This is a genomic window from Anaerolineaceae bacterium oral taxon 439 (assembly GCA_001717545.1).
Lineage (GTDB): Bacteria > Chloroflexota > Anaerolineae > Anaerolineales > Anaerolineaceae > Flexilinea.
Genome location: CP017039.1, coordinates 1,654,680 through 1,680,754, shown reverse-complemented (window position 1 = coordinate 1,680,754; position 26,075 = coordinate 1,654,680). Strand labels below are relative to the sequence as shown.

The 26,075-nt window shown below is 55.1% G+C and carries 23 protein-coding genes and 2 tRNA genes; 11 read left to right on the top strand and 14 right to left on the bottom strand.

The window, feature by feature from the left end:
- Positions 1–7: 7 nt before the first annotated feature.
- The 4 genes from BEQ56_07560 to BEQ56_07545 all read left to right on the top strand — a co-directional run bounded on the left by BEQ56_07560 (position 8) and on the right by BEQ56_07545 (position 3,782).
- Positions 8–1,615, top strand: coding sequence for a hypothetical protein (locus BEQ56_07560; GenBank protein AOH43343.1), 1,608 nt, complete (start codon positions 8–10; stop codon positions 1,613–1,615).
- Positions 1,612–2,049, top strand: a complete 438-nt coding sequence (locus tag BEQ56_07555) for a hypothetical protein (protein AOH43342.1) — start codon at positions 1,612–1,614, stop codon at positions 2,047–2,049. The genes BEQ56_07560 and BEQ56_07555 overlap by 4 nt, the downstream gene beginning before the upstream one ends.
- A gap of 78 nt (positions 2,050–2,127) precedes the next feature.
- A tRNA-Arg gene (locus BEQ56_07550) sits at positions 2,128–2,203 on the top strand.
- Positions 2,204–2,435: 232 nt separating this feature from the next.
- Complete coding sequence (locus BEQ56_07545; GenBank protein ID AOH43341.1) at positions 2,436–3,782, top strand: GTPase HflX; 1,347 nt, start codon at positions 2,436–2,438, stop codon at positions 3,780–3,782.
- A gap of 55 nt (positions 3,783–3,837) precedes the next feature.
- Here the strand turns inward: BEQ56_07545 and BEQ56_07540 are convergent, their stop codons facing one another.
- From BEQ56_07540 to BEQ56_07525, 4 genes are all read right to left on the bottom strand, one after another.
- The gene (locus tag BEQ56_07540; protein ID AOH44455.1) at positions 3,838–4,035 is read right to left on the bottom strand and encodes a 50S ribosomal protein L32; all 198 of its coding nucleotides are present in this window, start codon (positions 4,033–4,035) and stop codon (positions 3,838–3,840) included.
- Between the two features lie 89 nt (positions 4,036–4,124).
- Entirely contained in the window at positions 4,125–4,847 is a 723-nt protein-coding gene (locus BEQ56_07535) for a hypothetical protein (protein ID AOH43340.1), read from the bottom strand.
- Between the two features lie 21 nt (positions 4,848–4,868).
- Positions 4,869–6,203, bottom strand: a complete 1,335-nt coding sequence (locus BEQ56_07530) for a hypothetical protein (protein AOH43339.1) — start codon at positions 6,201–6,203, stop codon at positions 4,869–4,871.
- Between the two features lie 15 nt (positions 6,204–6,218).
- Positions 6,219–8,198 carry a hypothetical protein gene (locus BEQ56_07525; protein AOH43338.1) on the bottom strand — a complete coding sequence of 660 codons (1,980 nt, stop codon included), beginning with the start codon at positions 8,196–8,198 and terminating at the stop codon, positions 6,219–6,221.
- Positions 8,199–8,538: 340 nt separating this feature from the next.
- Here BEQ56_07525 and BEQ56_07520 point away from each other — a divergent pair, with 340 nt between their 5' ends.
- Together BEQ56_07520 and BEQ56_07515 are read left to right on the top strand one after the other, a co-directional pair.
- Positions 8,539–9,243, top strand: a complete 705-nt coding sequence (locus tag BEQ56_07520; GenBank protein ID AOH43337.1) for a zinc metallopeptidase — start codon at positions 8,539–8,541, stop codon at positions 9,241–9,243.
- Positions 9,244–9,257: 14 nt separating this feature from the next.
- The gene (locus BEQ56_07515; GenBank protein AOH43336.1) at positions 9,258–9,878 is read left to right on the top strand and encodes a redox-sensing transcriptional repressor Rex; all 621 of its coding nucleotides are present in this window, start codon (positions 9,258–9,260) and stop codon (positions 9,876–9,878) included.
- 66 nt (positions 9,879–9,944) lie between these two features.
- On the opposite strand, the gene BEQ56_07510 is transcribed toward BEQ56_07515, so the two are convergent.
- The 6 genes from BEQ56_07510 to BEQ56_07485 all read right to left on the bottom strand — a co-directional run bounded on the left by BEQ56_07510 (position 9,945) and on the right by BEQ56_07485 (position 16,454).
- Positions 9,945–10,952 carry a rod shape-determining protein gene (locus BEQ56_07510; GenBank protein ID AOH43335.1) on the bottom strand — a complete coding sequence of 336 codons (1,008 nt, stop codon included), beginning with the start codon at positions 10,950–10,952 and terminating at the stop codon, positions 9,945–9,947.
- 59 nt (positions 10,953–11,011) lie between these two features.
- Positions 11,012–11,461 carry an ATP synthase F1 subunit epsilon gene (locus tag BEQ56_07505; GenBank protein ID AOH43334.1) on the bottom strand — a complete coding sequence of 150 codons (450 nt, stop codon included), beginning with the start codon at positions 11,459–11,461 and terminating at the stop codon, positions 11,012–11,014.
- Positions 11,458–12,867: a F0F1 ATP synthase subunit beta gene (locus BEQ56_07500; protein ID AOH43333.1), complete on the bottom strand. Its 1,410-nt coding sequence runs from the start codon at positions 12,865–12,867 to the stop codon at positions 11,458–11,460. The genes BEQ56_07505 and BEQ56_07500 overlap by 4 nt, the downstream gene beginning before the upstream one ends.
- Before the next feature lie 24 nt (positions 12,868–12,891).
- Positions 12,892–13,782 (bottom strand): ATP synthase F1 subunit gamma, encoded by an 891-nt coding sequence (locus BEQ56_07495; protein ID AOH43332.1) that lies wholly within the window; start codon positions 13,780–13,782, stop codon positions 12,892–12,894.
- A 12-nt stretch (positions 13,783–13,794) separates the two neighbouring features.
- Positions 13,795–15,459, bottom strand: a complete 1,665-nt coding sequence (locus BEQ56_07490; GenBank protein ID AOH43331.1) for a F0F1 ATP synthase subunit alpha — start codon at positions 15,457–15,459, stop codon at positions 13,795–13,797.
- A 212-nt stretch (positions 15,460–15,671) separates the two neighbouring features.
- The gene (locus BEQ56_07485) at positions 15,672–16,454 is read right to left on the bottom strand and encodes a hypothetical protein (protein ID AOH43330.1); all 783 of its coding nucleotides are present in this window, start codon (positions 16,452–16,454) and stop codon (positions 15,672–15,674) included.
- 265 nt (positions 16,455–16,719) lie between these two features.
- Here BEQ56_07485 and BEQ56_07480 point away from each other — a divergent pair, with 265 nt between their 5' ends.
- From BEQ56_07480 to BEQ56_07470, 3 genes are all read left to right on the top strand, one after another.
- The gene (locus BEQ56_07480) at positions 16,720–17,256 is read left to right on the top strand and encodes a 50S ribosomal protein L9 (protein ID AOH43329.1); all 537 of its coding nucleotides are present in this window, start codon (positions 16,720–16,722) and stop codon (positions 17,254–17,256) included.
- 160 nt (positions 17,257–17,416) lie between these two features.
- Positions 17,417–18,793, top strand: a complete 1,377-nt coding sequence (locus BEQ56_07475) for a hypothetical protein (protein AOH43328.1) — start codon at positions 17,417–17,419, stop codon at positions 18,791–18,793.
- Positions 18,794–18,824: 31 nt separating this feature from the next.
- Positions 18,825–20,123, top strand: coding sequence for a ribosomal protein S12 methylthiotransferase RimO (locus BEQ56_07470; GenBank protein ID AOH43327.1), 1,299 nt, complete (start codon positions 18,825–18,827; stop codon positions 20,121–20,123).
- Positions 20,124–20,335: 212 nt separating this feature from the next.
- Here BEQ56_07470 and BEQ56_07465 read toward each other — a convergent pair whose 3' ends face one another.
- Together BEQ56_07465 and BEQ56_07460 are read right to left on the bottom strand one after the other, a co-directional pair.
- A complete protein-coding gene (locus tag BEQ56_07465) occupies positions 20,336–21,709 on the bottom strand; it encodes a hypothetical protein (GenBank protein ID AOH43326.1) in 1,374 nt (457 codons plus the stop codon).
- Positions 21,710–21,762: 53 nt separating this feature from the next.
- On the bottom strand, positions 21,763–23,409 hold the full coding sequence (locus tag BEQ56_07460) for a murein biosynthesis integral membrane protein MurJ (protein AOH43325.1): 1,647 nt from the start codon (positions 23,407–23,409) through the stop codon (positions 21,763–21,765).
- A gap of 145 nt (positions 23,410–23,554) precedes the next feature.
- Here BEQ56_07460 and BEQ56_07455 point away from each other — a divergent pair, with 145 nt between their 5' ends.
- Both BEQ56_07455 and BEQ56_07450 read left to right on the top strand, forming a co-directional pair.
- A complete protein-coding gene (locus tag BEQ56_07455) occupies positions 23,555–24,211 on the top strand; it encodes a hypothetical protein (protein AOH44454.1) in 657 nt (218 codons plus the stop codon).
- 155 nt (positions 24,212–24,366) lie between these two features.
- A tRNA-Glu gene (locus BEQ56_07450) sits at positions 24,367–24,439 on the top strand.
- Positions 24,440–24,470: 31 nt separating this feature from the next.
- On the opposite strand, the gene BEQ56_07445 is transcribed toward BEQ56_07450, so the two are convergent.
- Together BEQ56_07445 and BEQ56_07440 are read right to left on the bottom strand one after the other, a co-directional pair.
- Complete coding sequence (locus BEQ56_07445) at positions 24,471–25,814, bottom strand: ATPase (GenBank protein AOH43324.1); 1,344 nt, start codon at positions 25,812–25,814, stop codon at positions 24,471–24,473.
- Between the two features lie 12 nt (positions 25,815–25,826).
- Entirely contained in the window at positions 25,827–26,057 is a 231-nt protein-coding gene (locus tag BEQ56_07440; GenBank protein ID AOH43323.1) for a hypothetical protein, read from the bottom strand.
- Between the last annotated feature and the right edge of the window lie 18 nt (positions 26,058–26,075).

Genomic DNA, 26,075 nt, shown 5'->3' with positions numbered 1-26,075 from the left:
ACTTACGATGGAACCGAATCAAACGATCACACAACCTGACTGGACGAAGTTTTCCTTATCCTCGTCCGATCTGGATTTTATTTATAACTATTTACTTGAGAAAGAGACGCCCGCGTCGACCAGGGAAATCGCGGAAGCGATGATCGGCGAACGGATTCGCGTTCAACGGAACGAACTGATGAAATCGATCTCGGAGCTCGGGAAAATTTATCGCCCTGCCGATTCGTATCAGCCCGGCGATCAGGTTGCCTTTCCCAAGTTAGCGAATCAGGTCGGAACGGTTATCGAGCTTCGAAAGGGGAAAAATCCGGATCTGCCTGAATTCAGCGTCGCGAAATTTCGCTTCGCCGACGGTAAAGAGAAAGAGTTTGCCGCCGGCGTCGAAACGCATGCGCTGAACCAGCTGGATCCGCTCAGCGCGTTCTATCCGGATTTCATGGACCTGAACGGCACGCTGAAGAAATACGGGAAACTGATCCTGAAGTCGCTTCGGCGCGACCTGAGCCGATCCGAGGAGCTTTTCGGCATGTCGGATTACTGGTTCCCGACCGCGCTTTTAGCGGACGTCAATCCCGGCTTCCTGAACCTGGCCGAAGCGGCGATGGAGATGGAAAACGGGGTCCCGCTTTCGACCGCGAAAATCCTCGAAATGATCGAGTATCCAAGCGACAGCAACGCAGCGTTGACCGAATTTTCGTTTAATTATGCGCTGAAACAGGACGAACGTTTCGACGAGGTCGGCTCTCTCGGAAAAATTCTCTGGACGCTGTATTCGCTGGAACCGGAAGACGTTCGGAAGGTCCCGCTGACATTGCGGCACCGTCCTTCAGCCTACTCGACGAACCACGAAGAAATCGAGCTCGATCCGACGGAATACCTGATCCATGACGAATTAGACGAAGGCAGTCTGGAACAGCCGTATGCGTCCCCGGATCATTTTGACTTCTGCGTGTCCTATCCGCATTGGAAAGCGGGCACGCTTCCGCTTTTAGGCGCGACGCTCGATATCTTTCCAAGCTCGACCGAAACGAATCACTATGTTTTTAATTTTGTTGACGAATCGACCGAAGACACGTTCATGGGGTGGGTCATCCGCGACGAGAATTACGTCTGCGGCCTGAAGCCTTGGTACCGGGCGAATAAAATTATTCCCGGAAGCGTGATTCGAATTCGCCCTGGCGAAACGCATGATCAGGTCCTGCTTTCGAAAATCCCGCCGCGGTCGTCAAAGGATTGGATTCGCACGGCGCAGTTCGACGCAAAAGGGCGTCTTTTTTTCGAAACACGGCAGCAGCATGTCTCGACCGCTTTTGACGAACGGCTTGCGATCCATGTTGAAAATACGCCGCAGCTGGACGTTCTCTGGGAAAACCATAACAGGCAAGACATCCAGTTTCAACGCCTCATCCGGCAGACGTTTCGCGAAATCACCCGTGAAAATCCGCAGGGAATTATCCATTTTTCCGAACTCTATGCCGGCTTAAATATGATGCATCGCTGCGCCCCGAAAGAACTCTTAGCGGCCTTGCTGGAGGACGAAAACATTACGCCCCTGTCCAATTTATCGTTTAAACTTAATCCTGTCGAAGGAGCCGAGGAAGGAGGGAACGGATGAGCGAGACGAAAGCGGAAAAAGGCCTTTTCTTCAAGCCGTCGATCGATACGCAGTTTCATATCGACTTCGAGTGGTGGCAGGCCAGCGATTTAGGCTGGCGGAACGCGATGGTCCGCTGCATGTGCGACGAGCATCGGGATTTCTTCCTGAGCCAGCCGGAAAGCGATACCATGGTCGATTTTATCGATCCGGAGACGGGCGAAGTTTCGCGCCGGGATACGCTTCAGGAGATTTTAACGAATCACTGCGCCCGGCAGGAAAGTTTTCTCCAACCGAACGGTCCGTTGACCGATTCTGTTTTCCGGATTTTCCTGGCGAACGGGAACCAACCCCTATCCTGTCGCGAACTGAGCGAGATATTGAAGAAGCCGGCGGGGACGATCCTGAAAACGCTGTCGGGGCCAAGGATTTATCGAGGAATCAAGCCATATTAGCCGCCCCGAATCGGGCCTGCGGCGTTCGCGGAAAGCAGGTACGGGATCGAATAATTTTGTTATAATAGGCGGGTACCCGCCTCCATAGCTCAACGGACAGAGCGGCGGTCTTCTAAACCGTAGGTTGCTGGTTCGAATCCAGTTGGAGGCGCTAACGAACCGGGGAGCTGAACGTCATACCCTCCGCTCGCTCTCATCCGCTCTCGTCGTGTTGGAAGTCCCGCTGCCTCGCTCAGCTCCCGATAATTCGCCGTCAGATGATTTCGTTTGCGTTCGCGCCCTGCCGCGCCAGCTCCGCCAGACTGTCTGAATCTGATGTCCGCGACTCCTTATCGATATAAACCGATAGTCCGTAATCGGTAAAACGCCGTTATAATCCTGTATTAATGAATGAATCGAATCTGCGTACAACCAATCGCCCGATCGAACGGGCGTTTCTCGTCGGCGTTGAAATTATCAGCGAACCCCAACCGCTCCCGGTCGCTGATTCGTTGGAAGAATGCGCGCTGTTAGCCGAAACGGCTGGGCTCGAAGTCGTCGGCGAAACTGCGCAGAAACGTCAAGCTCCGGATCCGGCAACCTACATCGGCAAAGGCAAATTAGAAGAGGTCAGGGCGCTCGCGGAGGAGCGTATGGCCGACGTCGTCATTCTCGATACCGAGCTTTCGCCAAGGCACCTGCGCGAAATCTCAAAGGGTCTGGGGAATGCGCTCCGCGTCATCGACCGGACCGCGCTGATTCTCGATATCTTCGCTCAACACGCGCAAACGCATGAAGGCAGGCTGCAAGTTGAACTGGCACAGCATGAATACCGCCTTCCGCGCTTGTCGCATGCATGGGGCCATCTCGAACGGCAGGGCGGCGGCGCGTCCGGGCGTTCCGGCTCCGCGGGCGGCGTTGGACTTCGCGGCCCCGGCGAAACGCAGCTTGAAGTCGATAAACGGGAAATCCGAAAACGGATTGCGATCCTCAAAAAACAGATCGGGAAAGTCTCGGAACATCGCGAACGATATCGCGGTCAGCGAAAACGATCGCGTATCCCGATCGTTGCGATTATTGGCTATACGAACGCCGGTAAATCAACCCTGCTCAACGCGCTCTCAGACGCCGACGTTTACGTCGCTGACCAGCTTTTCGCAACGCTCGACCCGACGACGCGCCGCGTCCGACTTCCAGGAGGACGCTACTGCCTGTTTACCGATACGGTCGGATTCATCCGCAAACTTCCGACCCAGCTCATCGCGGCGTTCCGTTCCACGCTCGAAGAAATCGTCGAAGCCGATCTCCTGATTCACCTGATCGACGTTTCGCATGACAACGCCTTCGAGCAGTTCGAAAGCGTTAAAGAGACGCTGAAAGAAATCGGCGCGGATCACATTCCAGCTCTGAACGTTTTCAACAAAGCGGACACGCTTGAAGACGCCGCCGCAACACGCGAACTGCTTGAAAGGACCGAGCCAGATGCGTTCCTGATTTCAGCGAAGTCTGGCGTCGGATTAGAAGAACTGAAAAGAGGAATCATGGAAGCGCTGTATGAGAAAATGATCGAGGTCGAGCTCTTCCTCCCATATCAGGAAGGCGCCCTGATCGCGCTTTTTCATGACGAAGGACTCGTAACGATGACTGAAAGCCGGACTTCCGGCGTGGTCATCGCGGGCTCAATTCCAGGACGCTATTTCGTCCGTTTTCAGCCCTATCTCGCCGCGGAACCTGCGGCTTCGTCCGCGGCGTAAATAAAAAAAGACCGTCTCCAAAATGAGGCGGCCTTTTCAAATTCGGGTTTACGCTTCAGGCGGCTTTTTCGTCGCTATTGACCTTGACGACTTCACGGCCCTTGTAAAATCCACAATTCGGGCACACCGTATGCGGCAAGCGGACTTCACCGCAATTGCTGCAAACGGTTAAATTACTCGGCGTCAGAAAATCATGCGCTCGGCGTCGATCGCGTCGCGCGGCCGCGACTTTTCGTTTTGGAAGTGGTGTCATTGATCTTGCTCCTTCGTGCTGCCCACCGTAATAAACCCAACTTTCAGGCATGTTGATTATACCGTCGTCCTGCTCCGCCATAGCGAAAGTCATGACATTTGCGAGCCTTGCGAAATCTCTCCGTCCGGCCCCTCCTGTTTCGCCTCGCGCCCAGCCCAAAGCTGCACTTCGCTCAGGCGCCAATCCGTCCCCGCTTCAGCGCCTTCGATCCGAACGTACCGCGCCTCGACCGGTTCAAAGAAGAACTCCGCATAGCTCGTATCCGTCAGCGTCACCGGTCGATACGCCGAGCCATCCATGGACGTCGAGATAACCACCTTCGCCGGGACCCCATGCCGCTGGATAACCGTCCGCAGCGTCACCCCGGAAATAGATTGGGGTTCTCGCAACTCGATCAGCAGTGAAATTTTCTTCGCGTTCGCCGTTTCGTCATAGCTCCATTCCGTCGTCCGGTCCCAATCCGTCAGCGCTTCTGACACGACCACCTCATTCTCAGCTCCCTCCGCAAGAACGGTTAAATTCTGCGAACCCACAAAGCGATCCTTAACGCGGCGGTAAATTCCAAAAAGCGGCAAATCATCCACAACCATTTCATCAACCTTTTCGTAAGCGGGATTGCAGAATGGAGACTCGACAAACCCGGTATATGAAACGAGGAAATAATCAATTTCCGAGTAATCGTCTCCGCCGAAAACGTAGATCAGTCTTTCAGCCTCCTCCGTTCGTAGCCCATCAAAACTCTGCGAAAGGATCATTCCCCAGGCATCAATACCGATTCTCAGGTTAGAGTCCTGATCAAGAAGCTGCCGCAATAAATCCCGACAAGAGACGCACTAGTAATCCTTTTCAAACCCCGTCCGAATATTCCGCGGGAATACTTCATTGAAATAGATAAATTGATAAGGATGAACGCGAATAATCCAAGATGCATTATAAATCAGGCTCATCCCAACCAAACTAAAAATAGCAGCCCTGACAAAACTAAATCTTGACTTTGATAAACGATCTATCCAATCAACCGCAAAATAAACAATCCAGGGATAAGCAAAATAAAAGTGTCGCCATCCGTTATATATCGGTGAATGAAATAGTATCGTGAAAAGAATCGGGATAAAAATAAGCGCCAAAATGCCGCGATCAAAACTTTTTTGAATCGTCGAACCCGCTATATTTCGGGGCTTATCACCGTTGAAAAAGCGCCAGACAAAGGTTCCAGTTTCCCACAACAAACAAGCCAAAAAGCTGAAAATAACGAGGACAGGCGTCGTAATCCCAATCCAAATCGGAAGATAATGCCAGGGAAGCTGTGTGTTTAAATAACGCTTCCCAAAATATAGTTCGCGAGTATAGTGGGGATATGATGAAAACGTCCGCAACGTATCCCCCAAAACGAGGATCGGATTCTTCCAGGCTAACGGGGTAATCAAGATCCAAACAGCCGCCGAAACAAAAAAAATAGTCAGAGCCTCCGCAACAACTGTCTTCGGTAATTTTTCCTTTCGCAAAAGCTGGCTGATCAGAATTCCGACAGCTACCGCAATCAGCATTCCCCCGACAATTCGAATATTAATCGCTACAGCAGAGACGATCGAGAAAAGAATCAAATACCTTCTCAAACGATTTTCAAGCCAGCGGAACATGAAGTACAACGAAATAACGATCCAGGATAAAAACGGAAGGTCTTTAATATTATAGAAAGCGTCACTGAAAATTCGCGGACTCAACCATAGCAAAAGAACGCCGATTATCGCGGTCCGGACAGAGGCGAAACGTCTTCGCAACAAGAGAAAGAAAAAAATCAATGCAGCATAAAATTGCAGGAAAATCCACAGGTGCCTGATTCTATAAATCGTAAATTGGCTGAATTTAAAACCAGTCATCCATTCGATCATTGCAGCCGGAAGCTGAACCGCGACGCCGTAATACCGATCCTTCCATTCAGCCAAATCAGGAATCTCGTCAAATACCTCCGGGAGCCGGATTTGCGGATGAATCGTTTCGAGAATATACTTCAAGTTTACAAAAGTCGTTGTCCGCTCGATCGTTTCGTCATACGCTATACCATAATCATCATAAATGACCAATCCGATCAGAAGAATTCCCGCGAAAACAAACACAATAACAATCGTTTTCCAGGAACGCTTCAAAAAATCATTCAAGTTCGTCATGCCAGCATATCCATTCTAATCAAGCGTCCCAGCCCAAAGCTGCACTTCGCTCAGGCGCCAATCCGTCCCCGCTTCAGCGCCTTCGATCCGAACGTACCGCGCCTCGACCGGTTCAAAGAAGAACTCCGCATAGCTCGTATCCGTCAGCGTCACCGGTCGATACGCCGAGCCATCCATGGACGTCGAGATAACCACCTTCGCCGGGACCCCATGCCGCTGGATAACCGTCCGCAGCGTCACCCCGGAAATAGATTGGGGTTCTCGCAACTCGATCAGCAGTGAAATTTTCTTCGCGTTCGCCGTTTCGTCATAGCTCCATTCCGTCGTCCGGTCCCAATCCGTCAACGCCGGAATCGCTTCCCCAGCCTTTTCTTCGTCGGAAGCGGCCGATATCTTTTCGATCCCCAAATATCGGTTCGTGATCCGCTTGTAGAGCCCCACGATCGGCAGTCTGTCCACCATTAACAGGTCGACCCGCTCGTAAGCCGGGAACTGGAAGTCAGATCGAAAGACGCAGCTTTTTCCAAACAGATTATATTCTTTCGAGGAATATCCAATAGCAAGATAATCCTTTTCTGAATAATCGTCGTTCCAATCAACCAGGTAGATCCTTTCAGCTTCCTGTTCCGGAAAAAAAAGAATTGCAAGATCCAACCGAACGCCAATCGTCGACACGGCAACCCGGGAATCAGAATCCGTCTCGATGATCTTTTCTAACGTCCGTCGCCCCGAAACGCCCCAATAATCGTTCTCAAAATCTTCTCGCTGGCTTTCAGCGAGGAAACCTCCAAAGTAAACGTACTGATACGGATGGAAGCGCAGGTTCCACCCGGCGAGCCAGCCGATCCCAAGAATAACGATCGCTGTCGCCGCGGATCGGGCCATCCGTCGATCCATTCGAAGCAACCAATCCACACAGATAGCCGAGATAAAAATAATCCATGGATACACGAAGTAAAAATGACGCCATCCATTATACAGCGTCGAATTTAATAGAATCGCGGAAAGAACCGGCAGTACTACCAACGCGGCAGCGTATCCATCCATCAGCTGCAGCTCAAACGCGCTCTCACGTCCGCGCCGCAGCATTAAGCGCCGCGTAAAAATACCCGCCCCGATAACAAAGCTGACAACAATCAGGATCGGCGTCGTAATTCCAATCCAGACAGGCAAATAATGCCATGGGAGCGGTTTTGAAGTCAATACGGTTCCAAAGTACAGTTCAGCTAAAGGATGCGGATGCGCAGAGAAATATCGAAGCGTTTGAATCATTGCGCCAATCGGATCACTCCAGGCGACCGGAGAAATCAGGACCCAGCCCACGCCATACACCAAAAATAAAATCAGGCAATCAAACAAAAAAGACCTGACCGGACGGCGTTTCCGGATAAATTCAATAACGAGGACGACAAAGCCCAGCAACAGCAAAATACCTCCGACGACACGGGTATTCGTTGCTATCGCCGAGAAGAACGCAAAGAGCGCCAATGCGCTTTTCGAACTGTTCTCTATTCGAAGGAACATAAAATAACTCGCAATGATGACCCACGAAAGAAAGGGGATGTCCTTGATATTATAAAATGCGTCAGCGAAAATTCGAGGACTGAGCCACAGGCATAGAACGCCTGCCATCGCTAAAAACGTCGATCTGAACCTGCGCCGAAGGATCAAAAAGAAAAAAATCAGCGCCGTGAAAAATTGAAGGAAGGTCCAAAAGTGCCGAAGCATGAAAATCCGGCGCCAACTGAACGAGAAACCGAAAATATATTCGACGATCGCCGTCGGCAATTGCGCTGCAACGCCATAATACCGGTCGCCCCATTGCAGAAGATCCTGAGCGGATTCAAGCTCCGCCGGCAGCGAAAGCGAAGGCGCAGCCGACCGCAGTATATATTTCAAATTGACTAAAGTCGTTCGCCGTTCCTGAACGTCGTCATACGGGATTCCATAATCATCATATACGATCAAACCGACAGCCAGAATCAACAAAAACATTAAGCACGGAAGGACCCGCCTTGCCAGCCCGATATGACATTCCTGAAACGACTTAGGATCCATACTTATCGCCCAACTTTCGCTTTTATCTCTGAAATAGCCCGAAACGCGTCCGGAATCCGTTACCCCCCTAATTATATACAACTTATGACCAGGGAAGGGTATCTTCAAAACGGACCCATCCCGTCCTCATCCGGGTCAGAAAATCAGCGCAGAAACCCGAAAACATCCGGCGAACTTATGCTAAAATCTTTCAATGCAGTTACTTCGCCTTCCAGAATTTATGGAAGCCTGAAAGAAAAAACGCGGGGAATCCTCGCGTCAACCGAAAAGAGGCAGCATGCAAACCTATTTCCTGTTCGTAATCATCCCCATGATCCTCGGACTCTGGGCGCAGTCCCGTATCCGCTCCGCCTACAGTAAATATTCCGCCGTCCCGACGCAGTACGGCATGAGCGGAGCGCAAGCCGCGCGCAAAATGCTGGATCAGGCGGGGCTCCAAAACGTTCAGATCGAGCGCGTCGAAGGAACCCTCACGGATCATTATGACCCGACGAAACGCGTTCTCAGGCTCAGCCAGGGCGTCTATGATTCCGCCAGCGTCGCTTCGGTCGGCGTCGCCTGCCATGAAGCGGGACACGCCTATCAGCATGCGGCTGCTTATCCATGGCTGACACTCCGGTCGCGGATCGTCCCAGTCGTCGGAATCGGCTCGAATCTGGGGATCCTGTTATTCATCGGCGGGCTCGCGCTTTCCTCTCTCGTCGGGAACTTCGGGATCACGATCGCCTGGGTCGGGATTATTCTTTTTTCGCTGACGACCGTCTTCACGCTGATCACGCTGCCGGTCGAATTTGACGCTTCGAACCGCGCGAAAAAATGGGCTGCGAATACCGGCGTCTTCACCGCAGAAGAACAGAAAGGCATTGCCACCGTCCTCGACGCAGCCGCGCTGACGTATATCGCCGCCGCGCTTCAATCGATCGCCACGCTCCTTTACTATTCCAGTATCCTGAGCGGCGGAAATCGCCGGCGAAGGTATTAAAAAGGCAGAAACACATGCCAAAAAACGAACGAATCGCCTCCGACATCGTGATCAGCCGTCTTCCGTATTACCTCCGGACGCTCAAGCAGCTTCAGGCGACGCGAAACACGATTATTTCCAAAGAATTAGCCGAAATCTTCGGATACACCGCGCCGCAGGTCCGAAAGGACCTTTCCCAATTCGGCGAATTCGGGAAACAGGGGAAAGGCTATGATATCGATTACCTGATCCGGCAGCTTGAAGAAATCCTGCAGGTCGACCGGACATGGGAAATGGTTCTGATTGGCTTCGGGAACGTCGGCCATGGCGTCCTGAACTATTACAATACGCCGGATTCTGGATTCCGGATCGTATCGGTCTTCGATATTGATCCGAACCTGATCGGAAGAGAAGTTCATGGCGTTCCGATCCGTTCGATGGATGAGGCCGAGGCGTTTATCCGTAAATACGAAATCCGCCTCGCCCTTCTCGCCGTTCCCGGAAGCGAAGCGCAGTCCGTCGCCAACCAGATGATCGAATATGGCGTCCGCGGAATCTTAACCTACGCGCCGCAGAATCTCGTCGTTCCCCAGGACGTCCAGGTCCGGTATATCGATCCGATTAGCGCGCTGCAGCACATGACGTTCTACCTTTAGAGAAGTTATTAGTTCACTTCCGAAAAAAGTACAGCAGCATGCGCCCTGCAAGCGTCCAGCGCTCACTTAACCCTGAATAATCGATCGCCGATACACTTCGCGCATCGAAATCGCCCTGGACGCGCCTAACGCAGTGCAGATCGTCGGTTCGTCGACCATATACGCCGGGATTCCCAGCGTCTTCGTCAGGTACTTATCGATCCCGCGCAGCAGGCTCGTCCCGCCGCAAAGCGCGACGCCGCGGTCAATAATATCCGAAATCAGCTCCGGCGGCGTCTTCTCGAGGACCTTCCGCGCCGTGCCGGCAATCTCCTCCAGCGGATCATGCAGCGCGTCGACCACGTCGTCCGTCGTCAGCAGCACCGGTTTCGGCAGGCCGGTTACCTGGTCCTGCCCCTGAATTTCCATCGATTGCGGCTGCTCGACCTGCACGGCGGAGCCAATTCGAATTTTAATCTGCTCCGCGGTCGGCTGGCCGATAATAATCCCATACTTCTTCCGGACGTACCCCTGAATCGCCTCGTCAAGCCGGAGGCCGGCGACCTGACTCGTTTCGGACGTGACGACGCTGTTCATCGCCAGGACCGCCGCCTGGGTCAGTCCGCCGCCCAGACAAATAATCATGTTCCCCGACGGCGTCGAAATCGGAAGATCGACCCCGATCGCCGCGGCCAACGGCTGTTCCATGAGAAATACTTCGCGGCTGCTCGTTCCCAGTCCAACTTCATGCACCGCGCGGCGTTCGACGCTGGTAATCCCGCAGGGGATCGTAATCAGGATCCGCGGCCGGAACACGAGCATCGTCCCGCAGACCTTCTGAATCGCGAACCGGAGCAGGTTTTCGGTAATTTCATATTCGGCGATAACGCCGTTCCGGAGCGGCTGAACGACCTCGATACTGTCCGGAACGCGTCCCAGCATGTCTTTCGCCGCCTGGCCCCATTCGACCATTTTCAATTCTTCAATAATAATCGCCGCGATTGTCGGCTCCTGCAGCAACAGCTGACGCCCTTCGATGATAACAAGGTTCATCGTTCCTAAATCGATCCCTAATTCACGTGATAGAAATGCCATCGTCCGTAGGTTGCCTCGTTTCGCCGCGGATTTGATTGATCTAATGATAAACGAAAAGTTTACTTTCCGGTATGATCGCCTGAAAATCCGGATCGGAGCGCCGATCGCCGTTTCGCCGCGCTGACGCGGAGCCGCGATTTCTTAAGTAAGAGATACGCACGGGCAAATTCAGAGTCGTCCTTCTGTTCCCGCGCTTCTTTCATCGCCGTTTCCGCGCGGCGAACCGCTTCCGCCGCGCGCGCTTCGTCGATCATCTCGACATTCTCAGCCGAGTCGACCAGAATTCGAATCTCCTTCGGAAGGACCTCCATGATCCCGCCGGTACAGGTGAACTCCTGTTCGTTGGAGCCGTTCCGAAGCCGGATAATTCCATTCTCCAATTTCGAATACATCCGAATATGATTTTCGAGGATCCCAACTTCGCCCATGCGCGTCGGAATCGAAGCGAAATCCGCTTCCCCTTCGAAAACGACATGGTAACGCGAATAAATCCGAACGAACAGGCTCATCCCGCAGCTTCCATTTTCATCTTAGCAGCCTTCTCACGCGCTTCCGCAACTGTCCCGACCATATGAAACGCCTGCTCCGGAAGGTCGTCGGCTTCGCCGTCCAGAATCGCCCGGAAGCCTTCGATCGTATCCTCAAGCTTGATATAGCGTCCGGAAAACCCGGTATATCGTTCCGCAACGAACATCGGCTGGGAAAAGAAATGCTCGATCTTGCGGGCGCGGTTGACCGTCAGCCGGTCCGCCTCGGAAATTTCGTCGATCCCCAAAATCGCGATAATATCCTGAAGATCGCGATAATGCTGGAGAACGCGCTGAACCTCGCGCGCGACGCGATAATGTTTCTCGCCGACGATATTCGGATCGAGAATCCGCGACGTCGAGGCCAGCGGGTCGACCGCCGGATAAATACCTTTCTGCGCGATCGAACGCTCGAGCGCGATCGTCGCGTCCAGATGTGTAAATGTTGTGACCGGCGCCGGATCGGAATAATCGTCCGCCGGAACGTACACGGCCTGCATCGACGTAATCGAGCCCAGCGTCGTCGACGTAATCCGCTCCTGAAGCTCGCCCATTTCATTCGCCAGCGTCGGCTGATACCCGACTGCCGACGGAAGGTTCCCCAACAGCGCAGAAACCTCCGCCCCGGCGAGCGAGAAACGAAAAATATTATCGATGAAAAGGAGGATATCCAGCCCCTGATTCCGGAAGAACTCCGCGTTCGCGAGCGCCGTCAGCGCGACGCGCAGCCGCACGCCCGGCGGCTCGTTCATCTGACCAAAAACCATGACCGTATCCTTCAGCACGCCCGACTCGGTCATCTCCTGATACAGCTCCGTTCCTTCGCGCGTCCGCTCGCCGACGCCGGCGAAAACCGACAGGCCGTGATGAACCTGCGCGATATTCCGGATCAGCTCCATGATAATCACCGTCTTCCCGACGCCCGCTCCGCCGAAAATTCCCGTTTTCCCGCCCTTGGTAAACGGCGCGACCAGGTCGATCGCCTTGATCCCGGTTTCGAGAACCTCGACTCGCGTCGACTGGTGGCTGAAATCCGGCCCCATGTGATGCAGCGGGTAGTACATTTCCGAACGGATGCTGCCCTTTCCGTCGACAGGCCGCCCTAAAACGTTCATGATCCGCCCCAGCGAATCGTTCCCAACCGGAACCATAATTGGGTAACCGGTCCGGCGAACCGCCATCCCGCGCCTCAATCCGTCCGTTACGCCCATCGCAATACAGCGGGCAACCGAATGATCCAGCAGGATTTCAACTTCGATCGTCAGGAAATCCTGATCCGGGCGAAGAATCTCCAATGCCTCGTAAATCGCCGGCAAGTCTTCCTGTGGAAATCGGACGTCGATCACGCTCCCGTTGACCTGAACGATTTCTCCCGTCGCTTTTTTCATAAAAACCCTCTCGTCCTCGCTTCGTCAGTCCTTCATCATCGCGCTCGACCCGGTCACGATATCTAAAATACTGTTCGTGATGGATTGCTGACGCACGTTATTAAACTCCAACGTCAGATCGCCCAATAGCTTCTTCGTATTTTCCGTCGCCTGGTTCATCGCCAGCATGCGCGCCGTATGCTCGCAGGCTTTCGCCGAAACAAACGCGTTGAACAGCGTCATCCGGATACAGCGGCGCATCATCGAAAAAACGAATTCCTGCGGATCGCCGTCAAAAATACATCCGCCGCGCGCCTCCTTCGCTTTCTCCGCTCCCGCCTCGCCGCCCTCTTTCAACAGGTCCATCAGCGGCAGCAGCCGTTTCGAGCGCGGGGTCAGCTTCCCCATCGACACATACTCGGTATATACTAGGTAGACTTCACCGTATTCGCGCGCCTGAAACGCGCGGGAGACCATCTCCGCCAGCGTCGATACATCGTAGAAGCTATGCGCGCTGGAAAGCTGGCTGAAGTCAGCGACCAGGTCGCGCTTCCGCCGAAGCAGCATCTCCCGTCCCCGTTTCCCGACCGAAACATACTTTTTCGGCTTCGGGATCTGCCGTTCGAGCTGCGTCAACGCCTGGAAAACGTTCGCCGGATATCCTCCGGCTAAACCGCGATCCGCGCTGACGAAAATGATCAATACCGGAAGCGAATCGTCCGGATCGCTCAACGCCGGAAATTCATCGTAAAACTCGCGTTCGTTATAGACGTCGCCGATGACCTCGCGGATCATCCCAATATAAGGATTCGTTTCCTCGGCTAAAAGGCGGAACTGGCGGACCTGACTGGAAGAAACCGCCTGAAGCGCCCGGGTCAGCTGCCCGATGCCTTCAACCGATTGAATCCGTTCCTTAATCGCCGCTAACGATGACATGCGTCTGCCGCCCTATTTGTAGATCATTTCGAACTGCGACAACGCGGTTACCAGCCGGTTCTTCAAAACGTCGTCCACCTTTCCGGTCGCGGAAATCCGGTACCCGATCGAGGAATACGACGTATGCATGAAGGTAAGGAACTGCCGCGACCAGTCCAGAACCCGCCGGACCGGAACGTTCGCCAGATATCCGTTCAGCCCGGCGAACAGAACCATATACTCGTCGCCCAGCGAATACGGCGCATACTGCGGCTGCTTCAGGAGCTCCTGGAGCCGTTCGCCGCGATCCAGCTGCTTCTTCGTCAGCGGATCAATATCCGAGCCGTACTGCGAAAACGACGAAATTTCATGATAAGCCGCCATGTCCAGCCTCAAGCTTCCGGCAACGCTGCGGATCGCCGGACTCTGGGCCGAGCCGCCGACCCGGGAAACCGAAATCCCAACGTTAATCGCCGGCCGGATCCCGGCGTTGAAAAGCCCCGCTTCGAGATAAATCTGCCCGTCGGTAATCGAAATAACGTTCGTTGGAACGAACGCCGAGACGTCGCCGAGCTGCGTTTCAATAATCGGGAACGCGGTCGAGCTTCCGCCGGTCCGGCTGACCGGCGCGATTTTCAGCGCCTCCCGATCCGTCATGGCTTCGTACGCCGCCTCGATCTCCTTCCGAGCCATTGGTCCGCGATAGACGGCGCCGTCGACCGCGTCGCTCCGTTCCGCCGTTTTTTCTGCGAACGAAGCCGGGACGAAAACGTACTCCTTCGCCATTCTCGCCGACCGTTCGAGCAGGCGGGAATGAAGATAGAAGAGATCGCCCGGATAAGCCTCGCGCCCGGGCGGACGGCGGAGAAGGAGCGACAGCTGACGGTACGCCCAGGCATGCTTCGTCAGATCGTCATAGATCACCAGAACGTCCTCGCCCTGATCCATGAAATATTCGCTCATCGCGCAGCCCGCGTACGGCGCAATATACTGCATCGCGGCGTTGTCGTCCGCGCCGGCGACGATAATAATCGTATGCGCCAGCGCGTTATGCTCGGTCAGCCTGGCGATAATCTGCGCGATCGAAGACTTCTTCTGTCCGATAGCAACGTAAATGCATTTCACGCCGGAATCACGTTGATTCAGGATCGTATCGATCGCGATCGCCGTCTTTCCCGTCTGGCGATCGCCGATAATCAGCTCGCGCTGGCCCCGGCCAATCGGGATCATCGCGTCGATCGCTTTAATTCCAGTCTGAAGCGGGGTATCGACGTTCGCCCGCTGATTAATTTCGGGGGCGGGACGCTCGATCGGATAAAACGCTTCCGACTGAATCGAGCCTTTCCCGTCGATCGGCTCGCCAAGCGGATTAATAACCCGACCGAGGAAGCGCACGCCGACCGGAACCGACGCGATCCGGTTCAGCTGCTTGACGACCATCCCGGGCTTAATTGACAAATAGTTCCCCAAAATAATGACGCCGACGTGCCCCTGCTCCAGCGTAAACGCGATCCCGACCGCTCCGGTTTCAAACTCGACGAGCTCCTGGCTCCCGACGTTATCTAAGCCGCGAACGCGCGCGATCCCTTCGCCGACTTCGCTGACGATCCCGATATCGGCGATCTCATAGCTGGGTTCGAACGATTGAACCTTTTGAAAGATTTCGTTCGTTATATTCTGGAAATCAACAGTTGCCATTCCTCGCATCCATCCTATCAGCGCAAGCGCAATTTCCTCATTATTATAGGATTATCCGACGTTTTTTTCCATAGGCGAGCCAAAAACGGTGATGAGGCGGGCGGGGAGGGCCCGTTCCGGATGTGAAGAGGCCGGAGGGCAGATGCCCGCGCAAAGCAATTAGATTTATTTTTTTATCTGCAAACCATTCGTCCTTCCACGGTGCAGATCGGCTAAGGCACGATTTCGATTCTTAAAGCGGGACGGACGCCGTCCTTATAGTTATAGACACTGGCGCCATTATAGATGAGCGCGCCGAACGAGCTAACTTCCGCAGCGCTCCTGCCATGATAACCCGGCGAACGAAGCCACCACCACACGGTTCCCAAGTCGCTATACACATACGCATCCCGCGCAATCGCATACTCCGTCGGAAAAGTCCTCCGATCCTCGTCGTCTTCAAAATACCTCTCCGCCTCCCCGATACTCAGCAGGAAAACCCAATCCTCCGTATCTTTCCCACCGTTCGTCCCATACATCGGATGATCCTCGTTCCCAACCTTTGTCATCGCGATCAGCGCCTTTTCCTCCATCCCAAACGCCGTATCGTAAAATTCTTCGTTCAGCCACGCCCGCAGCTTACACGTTTCCCACGTTACCGATTCATATGCCTCATTATAAACCTTCACGTCCAGCGCATACTCGCTGACCACCAGCGCGCTCCCGTCGCTCACCTCCAGTACCCGCCACTTAATCGGTTCGGATCCATTCGAAGAATCGTTGTCCTGCTCGTACGACCCGAACTCAATAATGTCCCCCACCTGTACGTCCACGTAAGAATCCCGGATTTCGGCCTGCGCCATCCCCGCCGCCGTGATTCTCACGATCGCCGCAAGCGCGCCAAACAGCCACACCTTCTTTCGTTTCAGCCCTGTCGTTTGCTGCCGTGCAGCCTGCAATAGCTTTTTTACCTCCATCTCCATCCCCCTGCGTCCGTTCGCTTGATCTTCTCTCATCTTTCCGCTCCTTCGCATGCCTATGCGCTTTTTATATCAGATCCCGTCCGATCTTTCGAACAGCTATCATAAACTTATCTAAGAATCACCGGATCCCTTCTGCCAAACCAATATAAATTATAATTATGTCCACCGATCCGAAGCCCAGCCCGAATAACGGACTGAACCCGGAAATCGCCCTGAGAATCGAATTTTTGATAGAATTATATATTGGCGTTGTACCCTTCGCCAGTATTGATTTATTTAACCGAAAGGGCTTGAACGTATGAAAATTTTATTGTTGAAAGATGTCTATAAGCTGGGTCATGCCGGCGACATCAAAAAAGTTGCCGACGGATACGCGCGCAACTTCCTTATCCCGCAAGGCTACGCAACGCTCGCTACGCCGTCCGCCGTCAATCAGGCGGAAACGATCCGCGCGAACGCGAACGTCCTCCGGGAACAGCTCAAAGGCGAAATGCAGACGCTGTCCGACCGGATCCAGGGCCTGCGGATCGCGTTCCCGATGAAAGCCGGTGAGACCGGGAAGCTTTACGGCTCGATCACGTCGCAAATGATCGTCGACGAAATCAACCGCCTCGCTTCCTGCGATATCAATCGCCATAGCCTCGAAGTCGCCCCGATCCGAACGCTCGGAGAGCATACGGTCGTCGTCCGGCTGACCGCGGATATCACGCCGACCGTTCGCGTCCTGATCCATCGCGAAGGCGAAAAAGTCGTTTTCCAGGAGCTCGAAGAGGAAACGCCGGAAGCCGAAGCGGAAACGGAAATCGAATCCGAAGCCGCCGGAAACGCCGAATAACGAACCGAACCCCTCCGGAATCAAATCCAATTTACAGGCAAACGCGGGCGTCGTAACGGCGCTCGTCGTTTTTAAGCGCCGTCCCTGAATCGCGAGCCGCAGCCGCCTTTTTTCGCGCTGACCTTTTATAATTTTGTATATGTTTAAAGACGCGGGGAAAATGATCCGTGACGCGCGCGAACGGCAGGGAATCCGTTTGGAAAAGGTTTCAAGCGACCTGCATATCCGCGTCACCTACCTTCAGGCGATCGAAAACGGGCGATCGGAAATCCTGCCCTCTCCGGTTCAGGGGCGGGGATTCGTCCGCATGTTCGCGCATTACCTGAAACTCGATCCGGAAAGCGTCCTCGCGATCTGGGATTCGCCGCTTCCGAACGAAACGCCGTCCACGGGAAGCGAAGACGCGCCGGGCTCCTCCCCAAACGCACCAAAGCGGCCCGGCGCGATCTGGAAGAAGCTCAGGAAAAAACCAGACGAAAGTCAGCGTCCCGTTCCGTCCGCCGAGCCGGTCTCGCCCGCGCAATCGATCTACGATCAGATCGGCGAACAGCTGCGGGAACGGCGTGAGCTGCTCGGGCTGACGCGGGAAGACGCCGAAGCCTATACCAACGTTCGCGCCGATTACCTCGAACGTCTCGAAGAGGGGAAATTCAGCGAACTTGAATCTTCGGTTCAGGCGCGCGGCATCTTGAATAGCTACGCGAATTTCCTGAACCTGGATACCGAAGCCGTCATGATCCAGTTCGCTAACGCGCTCCAGCTCCAGTCCGCCGCCCGGATTTTTCCCACAAAGAACGTCAAAAAAACGCCTCAGGTCCGGAAAGCCGGGAGACTCTCGCGCTTTTTTACCCCGGACCTCTTTATCGGGGCGACCGTTATCCTCGCCGTCTTTTTCCTCGCGATTTACAGCCTGATCACGATCCCGGCTTACCGCGAGAAAGAAGCGCTGAAAGAGACCGAGGTCCAGGCGTACGTTCAGCTGGCGCAGACCGGGATCGTCGCCGCGACCGCGACGCCGCCTCCTCCGACCGCGATCCCGACTGCTGAAGCGTTGAATTCGGGCGCGCTGATCGACGAGAACCTGCCCGAACCGGAATCGTTCGTCGGCGTCAGCGATCTGGACGGAGCCGAAGACGTCGAGCCGCTTCTTACGGATACGCCGACGCTCGCCCCGCTTGACGGCGCGATCCAAATCCTGATCGAGAGCAACCAGCGCGCGTTCCTGAAAGTAACGTCCGACGGAACCGTCGTCTTCGTCGGACGGACTGAACCGGCCATGACCTACTCGTTCAGTGGGAACCAGGTCGTCGAAGTCGAAACCGGAAACGCTTCCGCGCTCCGGATCCAGTATAACAATCGGAATTTAGGCTCGCTCGGCGGATACGCCGAAGTCAAGAAGATCGCTTTTTCCGAAGGCTATATCCAAACGTCGACGCCCGCGCTTTCGCCGACGCCGACCGCGACGATCGAACCGACGGCCACTGCCCCGTCCAACGCCTCGACGCCCACCGCGACGATTACGCCGTATATACCTTAGCTCCTCTTAACCACAGGAAATTCCGGAGACTATGCAAAAGAAAACCTTCTATCTCTACTCTTTAGGCTGCGCAAAAAATACCGTCGACTCGAACGTCATGGCCCAAATCCTGATCCGGGCAGGCTTTCAATTCGAAGTCAACCCCCAAAAAGCGCAGTTCCTGATCGTCAACACCTGTGGCTTTATTAAGCCCGCGCGCGACGAGGCGGTCAAATCGCTGAACGAGCTCGACGGGATCCGGAAACGGGGCCAGTTCCTCCTCGCGGTCGGCTGCATGGCGGAGAAATTCAGCGACGAAATCCGGGTACGCTGCCCCGGCGTCGACGGGATCCTCGGGACGCGTTCGCTCCGGAATATCCTGACGCTGGTCGGATCGCTCGATCGGAGCCTGACGCTGAAAAAAACGCCGGGGGATATCCCGGAAGCCGCCGTCGCGCCGCAGGGTCCCTCCGCTTACCTGAAAATTGCCGACGGCTGTTCGCGGAACTGCGCGTTCTGCGCGATTCCATTAATCAAAGGAAAATGGCAGAGCCGGTCCGTCGCTGAAATCTGCCGCGACGCGCGGGAACTCGAAAAAGCCGGGACCCGTGAAATCATCCTCATCGCGCAGGATTCGACCGCGTACGGACGCGACCGCGGCGAAAGCGACGCGCTTCCGGGCCTGATCGAAAGAATCAGCGCCGCCGCGCCCGCCGTTTCCTGGATCCGAATTCTTTACGCCTTTCCGGGGATCGTGTCCGACCGCCTGATCGATTTAATGGCGGAAAACGAACGCCTGCTCCCATACCTGGATATCCCGCTCCAGCATGCCGACCCCAGAATACTGAAAGCGATGAACCGGCCCGACGACGTCGAGTGGGTCCGGCGGACGGTTGAAAAGCTGCGGACGCGCGTCCCGGGGATCGCGATCCGCTCAACGTTTATTACCGGCTTCCCGGGCGAGACCGACGCCTCGTTCAAAACGCTTCTCGATTTTATCGAAGAAATGCAATTCGACCGCGTCGGCGTTTTCCCGTATTATCAGGAAGCGGGAACGCCGAGCGCCGCGCTTCCCGACGATGTCCCTGCGGACGTCAAACAGGCGCGCGCGGATCAGCTCATGTCCGTTCAGCAGAAAATCAGCCGCAAGATCAACCGTGCGTTCGTCGGAAAGACGATCGACGCCCTGATCGAGGGGAAGGAGCGCGGCATGTACGTGGGGCGTTCATATCGCGACGCGCCGGAGATCGACGGCTTCGTCTTCGCCGAAGGCGTCGCCGAAATCGGGGATATCGTCCCGGTCAGGGTCCACAGCGCGCTGGATTACGACCTGAGCGGAAAAATCGCCTGACCCGCGACGGCCTTCCGGGCCCGATCCCGATATAAATCGTGGCGCAGTCGGGCCCGCCTTCGCAGCATATACGCAAAAACAGCGCGGAAGCCGTTGGCCAATCCAGGCCGCAAGCGCTTCCGCGCCGATTTTCATGCGCAAAATATTAACGCTGGGTTCACCACTCCAAAGAAAGAATAACCCGGATTGGCTTACCCCCCGCCACCTTCCGTTTACGGCGCGATCGGCGCGGCTTCAGCCGTCGGAACCTCCGGCGCAGGCGGAATGATCGGTTCTTCCGTCGGAACTTCGGCCGGAGCTTCTCCGAGAAGCGTCGGCGTCTCGATCATTTCCGGAGGAGCGGACGGAACGTCCGGAATCGCCGTCGGCGGTTCGCAGGCCAGCTGAACCGCGGTAGCCGTCGCCGCGACCGCGTCATCCAGCGAAATAGAAAGGCTCTGAACGTAATAGTCCCGCGCCGAGCAGTACGCGTCCGAACCGCTCTCGTTCGTCTCAATAATCTGGTCCGCGTAGCGATAGGACGCTTCGACGTAGCGCTGCTGCGCCGTTTTTCCCGAACTCCGATCGTACATGTAAGGGTTCGACTGATACGCGTTTGAGTAATAATTCAGCGCCTTTTCCCAGTTGATTTCCCAGAAGCCCGCGCCGGCAAGATAGCTCCGCGCCGCCAGCCGCGAATTATTCGCCTCGAAATCGATCGGACCAAACGCCTCCGCCAGCGTAATCTTATAAATCCCCGGTTCGAGGTACCCGTCGCCGATCTCCTGGATCCCGAGGTAGCGCAACGAAATATAATACATTCCGTCGACCGTCAGCGATTCGAATTCCAGATTCTTATCGCGAAGCGCGTTCAGCGAATCGATCGCCCCCTTCCAGTCCTTCGCGGCCATCAGCGAACGGGCCGAATTGAGCATGTCGGCTTCGCCGCGGAGATCCGGCGTCGCCGTCGGCTCAGGCGTAAACGTCATCATCGGCGTAGGCGTCGCCTTCGGGAAGAGCGCGACCTGCACCTCCATGAATTTCTCGCTCGCTCCGGGGTAATTCGGATCGACGCCGATGACCCATTCCAGACGCTTGCTGGCGTTTTCGTACTTCTCGTTCGCAATATCCTGAAGCGCTAATTGATACTGCTGCGACGCAGCTTGAATTTTCTGCCTGTTTTCCTCCGCCTGACGCGCGCTGATCGCCGTGTTATAGCCGAGAACCGCTCCGCCGGAGATCAGGAGCAGGAAAATTAAAATACCCAACAAGACCCATCGTCCAAACGCGTCGCCGCGCGGCTTCTTCGGTTTCGGCGCTTTCTGCTGCCGCGCGCCCGGCGCCTTAACGCCCGGATGAGGCTGCGGCGGAACCGCGCCCGGCTGCGGTCGGGGAGAAGGCGGATTCTGCCCGCTTTGCGGAGCCCGATAATTGGGGGCGCCCTGAGGAGGATAGCCTGGGCGGACGGCGCCGCCTTGCGGCTGCGGATAGGGCGGCTGCGCGCCTGGATAATATCCCTGTCCGGGATTCGTTCCCTGAGGATAGGGTTGGCCCGGATTCGGCGTCATCCCTGCGTTTGGAAGCTGATTCGATTGATTTTCATTCATCGTTTTCGTCCTGTCTTTCTATCCGTTTTTCAAGGATCGCGCCTCGAAATTCATTACAGTGTCTTCAAAAATCTCAATTCGGGAAGGATAAAGAGCGCATAAACGACGAGCGCGCCCGTCATTCCCAAAACCGATTTTACCAGATTTAGCATGTCGCCGCCCAAATTCAGACTTGAAAGAACCATCCCGCCATGCGCGAGAAAAACCCAGAGAAGCGCCCCGGCGAAGAGCGCTCCCAGCCCCGAACGGAGGATCGTCTCTCCCGACCGTTCAACGCGAACCGAAACCGATCCGGGGCCGTCGGCGCCGCGATTCAGGAACCGGAATGGATTCAGCCGCGCAAGACGGCGGCTCCGCTCGGACGGATCGACACGGAGCCAGATAATCAGGACAAGCGCCTGAACCGTAAACGACAGTGAATCGGAAAAACTGATCCCCGCGACGCCGATCGTCCGCGAAAGAAGACAGCCAAAGCCGATAAACAGTCCGAAATTCAGGACGGTCGCGAAAAACGGCGACGCCGCGTCCTGCTGCGCGTAGAACGAACGGTTCGCGACCTCAAGAAGGCAGTGCCCCGTCAGTCCAGCCAGAAAGCCCGCCAGCGTCCGCATGAACATCCCGGTCGTCTCCCCGTCTGATTTCAGCGCGAACGCGACGATCGGAGCCAGCCCGACGCTCATGATCACGGCGATCCCGAACGTCAGCGCAATAATGAGCCGGACCGTCTTCGAAAACGCAGCCGCGAATCGCTCAGCGTCCCGTTCCGTGATAAATAAGGACAGCGACGGGAGCAGCGCGGTTCCCAAAGCCGTCCCGACCAGCGTCTCCGGCAGCTGCTGGAACATGTAACTATACGAAAGCGCCGAGACCGCGCCCGGTTGGAGCCGGGAAGCGAAGTTATCGCGAAAGATGAAGATCAGCTGAACGAAGAAAACCGTCAGGACGCGCGGAACGAGAATCCGGAGCATGCGCCGGACGTTTTCATCGCTCAGCTCGAAACGCGGCGACCAGCGGAACCCCAGGCGCAGCAGCCCCGGCAGCTGGATCAGAAAATACATCGCAGCGCCGATAATCACCCCGTAAGCCAGCCCGACGATCCCCAGCCCGAGCGCCGGAAGCGAGACGCTCCCCATCGAAAGCCCGGTTTCAGGGGCGAGGACAACCGCACCGAAAATCTGACCGATGTTATAGAAAAGCGGCGCGATCGCCGGAAGAAGAAAGCGGCGGTTCGCCTGAAGCGCGCCCATGAACAGCCCGCTCACCGAAAAAATCAGCGTCGAAATCAGGTTCAGCCGCATCAAGCGGATGACGCTCGTTCGCGACTCTGGCCCAAACCCGGGCGCGATCCCGAATTCCGAAGTCACGATCGGTTCGGCGAAAATCCAAATCAGCGCCGCCAGGACGAACGACACGGCGAACGTCAGGTTCAGAATCGTCGAAAAAACGCGCCAGCTGTCCGCGATCGTCTTCTTTTCAATCACGTCAGTCAGAACGGGAATCACGACCATCGCCATCGCTCCGCCACTGATCAATATAAACAGCATATCCGGCAGGTTATTCGCGATATTGAAGATGTCAAGCTCGTCCGACAGGCCAAACTGCCGCGCGATGATCAGCTGCCGCAGGATCGCCAGCACCTTATCCGCCGCAAAGCAGACCACCAGCAGCAGGGACGTTTTCGAGAGGGATGAAAGCTTCATGCACAAATTTTATCCGAACTCAACGCGGGAAATTCGAAACGGGCAATAAAAATGATAAAATAGCCGCATGGTTCATCACACACTTTCTGGCCTTTCTCCGCTCGAACCGGATAAAACGTCCGCCCCGCGCCGGCTCCCGTCCGCGCTGTACGTCGTATCGACCCCGATCGGGAACCCCGACGATTTTACGCTGCGCGCGATAAACGTCATCCGCGACGCCGACGTTCTCGTCTGCGAAGAATTCCGCAATGGGATGCGGCTGTTAAAAAAGCTGGGAATCGAGCCGAAAGAAATCCTGACGCTCAACGAGCATAACGAAAGCGAGCAGCTCGATCAATGCCTGCTGAAAATCGCGAACGGCGCCAGTCTCGCGCTCGTTTCCGACTGCGGGACGCCGCTTTTCTCCGACCCGGGCGCCCAGCTCGTTAAAGTCATCAGCGACGCCGGCTTCCGCGTCGTCCCGGTCCCGGGCGTTTCGTCGCTCATGGCGGCGCTCTCGGTTACCCCGGCGCAGCTGAAGAAATTCTACTTCGCCGGATTCCTCCCGCGCGCCGATCGGGAACGAAACGCCGAGTTAAAACGGCTGAACCTTCTCCGGGTTCCGGTTATCCTGATGGATACGCCGTACCGGATGGCCGCGATCCTGAAAGCCGTCGGCGCGACGTTCGGAAAGAACCGTCTGGCGACGCTGGCAATGAACCTGACGCAGCCGGATGAAACAATCCTGACCGGGACCGTCGCTTCGATCCATGCCAAAGTTCAGAACCGTAAAGCCGAATTCATCCTGATCCTGCATGGCTGACCAGGGTGCATTTACTTTGACAACTGACATTTCAACTGATACAACGAACGCGAGAATCATAAGATTTCAGCGATCGCTTGACAGCGCTCGGAAGCACTGCTAAAATACAGTCCGTTATTCAGCGTAAGGCACGAAAAAAGCCCGCCGCACCATACGCCTCCATCGTCTAGGGGACCAGGACGCAACCCTTTCAAGGTTAAAACGGGAGTTCGAATCTCCCTGGAGGTGCATCAGAATCGCTCATTTTTGAGCGTTTTTTTTATCGCTTCGGGGCCACTTGCAGCGCCAACCCGATCAACCGATCCGCCTGATCCGCCATGAACAACGGGATATTCAGCAAATCGTCATCAAGTTTTAGATTCTCCAACGAAAAACGAACGCGAAGCCTGACCTGATCTCCGAACAGCTCCTTATATTTTTTCAGGCTTCGACTCCGCAGGTTCCTTTCAGCTTTAACCTCCACCGGAATAACATCGTTCTCACGCTGAATCAGAAAATCAACCTCATATGGCGGATTCGCCTGCGACCAGTAACGCGGCACGACTTCAAACTGATTCATCAGCGACTGAAGCACGTAATTTTCCGTCAGCGCGCCTTTAAATTCGGTAAAAAGCCGGTTCCCTTCTCCGAACGCGGACGGCGCGAGATGAGCCATACGCCGAAGGAGCCCGACGTCCGGTAAGTATATCTTGAAGGAAGAAAGATCGTCATACGCAGAAATCGGCAGCCCAGGCGCAGCGCTGCGGAATATTTTAATCGCCAGACCCGCGTCCGTCAGCCACTGAATCGCGCTCTCGTATTCTCTGGCACGCGCGCCATCCTTAACGACCTGATATAAGAATTTCCTGTTCTCCCGCGCTAATTGTGATGGGATCGATTTCCAAACGAGCGAAATCTTCGGATACTCCTTAACCTCAGGATATTTCGCGAAATCGCGTTCATAAGCGCTGAGAATTCCGGATAACGCAGCCTGCATCGCGCCCACCGATTTCTCCCGGGTCCACATCAGTACCGGCTCAGGCATTCCGCCGGTAACGTAGTACATTTTCAATTTCTCGACCAACGGATTATAAAATGCGTCCGGAATCGGCTCAAGCTCTTCAACCATGTCCACATACGCCGCAAGCGACAGGTCCTGATTCGCCAGTAAAAACTCCGAAAATGTCATCGGCGGAACATGCAGGAAGGAAACCTTCCCGACCGGAAACGAAGACGGTCTCGCTAAAGCGACGCCTGAAAGCGAACCTGCGCAGGCGACATGAACCGTCGGAGCGTTTTCGCAAAAATACTTTAACGCATTAATCGCATTCGAACATTCCTGAATTTCATCAAAAACAACGAGCGTCCTTTCAGGAACGATTTCCTGCCCGCTGATCATCCGCAGGTTCTGCAGAATTCGGTCCGCATCTTTCGTCGTTTCAAAGAACTGCTGATATTCCTCGTGCTCATCAAAGTTAAAATACGCAACGTTTTCATACGAACGTCGGCCAAACTCTTTAAGCAGCCAGGTCTTCCCAACCTGACGGATCCCGGTCAGAAGCAGCGGCTTCCGATATGGCGAAGTCTTCCAGTTTTTTAAATCCCTTAAAATCGATCGCTCCATAACTCTCTCCTGTCACGGAATTATAAAGAATTCCGTGATTTTTATCACGTTTTTATTGATTTTTGCGTGCGGCTCCTGTAAAAACGGAACCCGAGCGTCCGTCCGGCCGTCGCCCGCGCGCGGATTGACACGCCGTCGGAACCTAAATATAATGAACTTGTTCGACGTTCCCCAAAACGAAAAGCGCCGGTTCCGTCGGGTCAAACCGTTTCGCGGCTCAGCCTGACCGCGCTCCGAATTCATTTAATACTCTATACAGAT